The sequence below is a fragment of the Faecousia intestinalis genome (assembly GCF_040096185.1).
Classification (GTDB): Bacteria; Bacillota; Clostridia; order Oscillospirales; family Oscillospiraceae; genus JAZOXB01.
The window spans coordinates 1-3,170 of the sequence record NZ_JBBMFF010000104.1 but is presented as its reverse complement, the minus strand read 5'-3'; the positions used below and the strand labels follow the sequence as shown (position 1 = coordinate 3,170).

2 protein-coding genes are annotated in these 3,170 nt (G+C 63.6%); both read right to left on the bottom strand.

The window, feature by feature from the left end; all coding sequences use genetic code 11:
* Positions 1-193: 193 nt before the first annotated feature.
* Positions 194-1,663 carry a TrkH family potassium uptake protein gene (locus WMO66_RS01835; protein ID WP_349134708.1) on the bottom strand — a complete coding sequence of 490 codons (1,470 nt, stop codon included), beginning with the start codon at positions 1,661-1,663 and terminating at the stop codon, positions 194-196.
* Positions 1,660-3,033 (bottom strand): Trk system potassium transporter TrkA, encoded by a 1,374-nt coding sequence (gene trkA / locus WMO66_RS01830; protein ID WP_349134707.1) that lies wholly within the window; start codon positions 3,031-3,033, stop codon positions 1,660-1,662. The genes WMO66_RS01835 and trkA overlap by 4 nt, the downstream gene beginning before the upstream one ends.
* Between the last annotated feature and the right edge of the window lie 137 nt (positions 3,034-3,170).

The window sequence follows — 3,170 nt, the reverse complement described above, 5'->3', positions numbered from 1 at the left end:
AGATCCGTCAAAATTACGCCTGCGCACACAGCCGAAATTGTTTTCAAATATGATCTCAAGGCGCTCTTTTCGCGCAGGCCTCGCAATGACAAATCTGGGAGCGCGGCGCTGACAATGGTGCCCTGCACCGAATGGGCCGTCCTTATGCCGCTTCGCGGACGGGCGAGGCATGCCTCGCCCCTACATTTGGCCTTTAATGCTTCCGCCATGTTGCGGGGCTGAGGAGCAGCAGCACGGGGAACAGCTCCAGCCGCCCGAGGAGCATGTCGAGCGTCAGCACGACCTTCGACAGGGCGGAGAAGTTCGCATAGCTGCCGAACGGGCCGACCTCGAGGCTCAGGCCCGGGCCGATGTTGTTCAGCGTGGCGAACACGGATGTCACGCTCGTCTCGGCCCCGAAGTTATCGAGCGAGACCAGCAGAATGGACACGACGGCAATGGCGGCATAGCAGATAAAGAACGCCATTGTGCCGCGGATGACCTCGCTGCTCACGCGTTTGCCGTCCATCGTCATGACCTCCACGGAGTGGGGGTGCAGCAGGTGGCGCGTCTCGGCGCGGGCCGTCTTGGCCAGAATGAGCACGCGGCTGACCTTAATGCCGCCGCCCGTCGACCCGGCGCACGCGCCGATGGCCATTAGGATGAGCAGCACGGTCTTGGAAAATTCCGGCCATTTCGCAAAATCCGCCGTGCCGAAGCCCGTCGTCGTGATGACGGAGCCGACGGAGAAGGCCACATGGTGGATCGTCTGGAACACGGTGGGGAAGAACCCGCCCGTGAGCAGCAGGTTGGCACTGATGAGGACGATGGCCCCGAAAATGATGATAAAGTACCAGCGCACTTCGCTGTTGTGCCACGCGAGCCTGAAGCGGCGGCGCAGCAGGAAGAAATACACCGAGAAATTCACGCCGAACAGGACCATGAACACCGTCGTCACGGCCTGCAGGTAGGCCGAGTAGTCCGCAAGGCCGCTGTTGCGCACGGAAAAGCCGCCCGTACCGGCCGTGCCGAAGGCAAGGCACAGGCTGTCGAACCACGTCATCTCGCCCCAGCCGAACAGCACGCCCAGCCGGTAGAACAGGATCTGCAGCAGCGTCATGGCGCAGTAGATGGCATAGAGGATCGCGGCGGACGTGCGCATCTTCGGCACCATCTTGCTGACGGAAGGGCCGGGGGACTCGGCCCGCAGCAGATAGATGCTCTCGCCGGACAGCGGCACGATGGCCAGCATGAATACGAGCACGCCCATGCCGCCGAGCCAGTGGGTGAAGCTGCGCCAGAACAGCAGGCACTTCGGCAGATCCTCCACGGCGCGGAGGATGCTTGCACCGGTCGTCGTAAAGCCGGACATGGTCTCGAACACGGCGTCGAGATACGACGGGATCGCCCCGGAGACCGTAAACGGGATCGCGCCGACGAGCGAGATGAGGATCCAGCTCAGCGCGACCATCACGAAGCCGTCACGCGCGTGCAGCTCACGGCGGCGCTTCGGCCGCAGCAGGATAAAAAGCCCGCCGAGCAGGCCGCTGCCTGCGGCCGTGGCAAGCAGGACCCACAGCTCCGGCTCGCCGTAGATCACGGCGACAATGCACGGCAGCAGCAGGAAGGCCCCGATGACCAGCAGCACGTCGCCCAGCAGGGAGAGGATCATGCGGTAATTCATGCTTTCACTCTCCGCTTGTCCAGAATGTCGTCCAGATCGTCCAGACCCGTCGCCGCCGTCACGACGACGACGGTGTCGCCCGGCTCGATGGTGTCGCGGCCGCCGGGGGTGATGATCCGGCCTTCGCGGTTGATGGCCCCGATGAGCAGGTTCGGCCGCGTGGGCAGCTCCATGAGCGGCCTGCCGCAGACGGCGGATTTCTCCGTGGCGCGGAACTCCAGTGCCTCGGCCTTGTTGCCGACGATCTTATAGAGCGTCTCGACGTTCGAGCCGAGCGAGTTCTGCATGGCGCGGACGTAGCGGACGATGTGGTCGGCCGCGATATAGCGGGGGTGGAACACGCTTCCGAGGTCCATGCCCTTGATGATGTGGGAGAATGTCGTGCGGTTGATTTTCGTGACGATCTTCGCGCTCGAGACGCTGCGGGCATAGAGGCTCATCAGCACGTTTTCCTCATCGATGCCCGTCAGCGAGGCCACGGCGTCCATCTTTGCAATGCCCTCCTCGGCGAGCAGCTGCTCACTCGTGCCGTCTCCGTGGATGATCGTGGCCTCGGGCAGGCGCTCTGCCAGCGAGTCGCACACGGCGGCGCTGGACTCGATGATCTTCACGCTCGCGCCGAAGTCCAGCATCTGCCGCGCGAGGTAGTAGGAGATGCGCCCGCCGCCGAGCAGCATCACGCGCTTGACGGGGTTCGTCTGCACACCGATCTTGTGGAAGAATTTTGCGGCGAGCTTCGGACTTGCCACCACGCTGATGCGGTCGCCCGCCAGCAGGGTGAAGCTGCCGTCGGGGATGTACACCTCGTGCTGCCCGCGCTCCACAACGCACACAAGCGCGCCGGACTGCAGGCGGCCGAGGTCGGAGAGCTTCATGCCGTCGAGCATGGAGCCGGGGTCGATACGCATCTTGTGCAGCTCCACGCGGCCCTTCGAGAACGTGTCGATCTTGATGGAGGCCGGGGCGCGCAGGATGCGCGCGATCTCCGTGGCGCTGGCCAGCTCCGGGTTGAGCGCCATGCTCAGCCCGAGGTCGTCCTGAATGAGATGCAGCCCGCTCGTATATTCCGGGTTGCGCACGCGGGCGATCGTGTTGCCCACACCGAGGCGCTTGGCAATGAGGCACGAGAGCAGGTTCTGTTCGTCCGTGGACATCACGGCGATGACAAGATCGGCAGAGGGCACGCCGGCCTCCACCTGCGTGTCCATGCTGATGCCGTTGCCCTCGACGGTCATGACGTCGAGCGTGTTGCCGATGGCGTCGAGCGCAGCAGTGCGCGTGTCGACGACGGTGATCTCGTGACCCTCGCGGAGCAGCTGCTCCGTCAGCGTCGCGCCGATCTTGCCGGCTCCGATGATAACAATGTTCATTCCCGAAAAGACTCCTGTATGGTGAATTTCAAAATGATCCAATTGATTTGATTACAACTTTGTAGCGGCGCTCACTGCGCAGCCGTTGGCGGCTTTGCCGCCTTACGGATGCGGCGTGCCCCTTGCGGGTAGTGAGC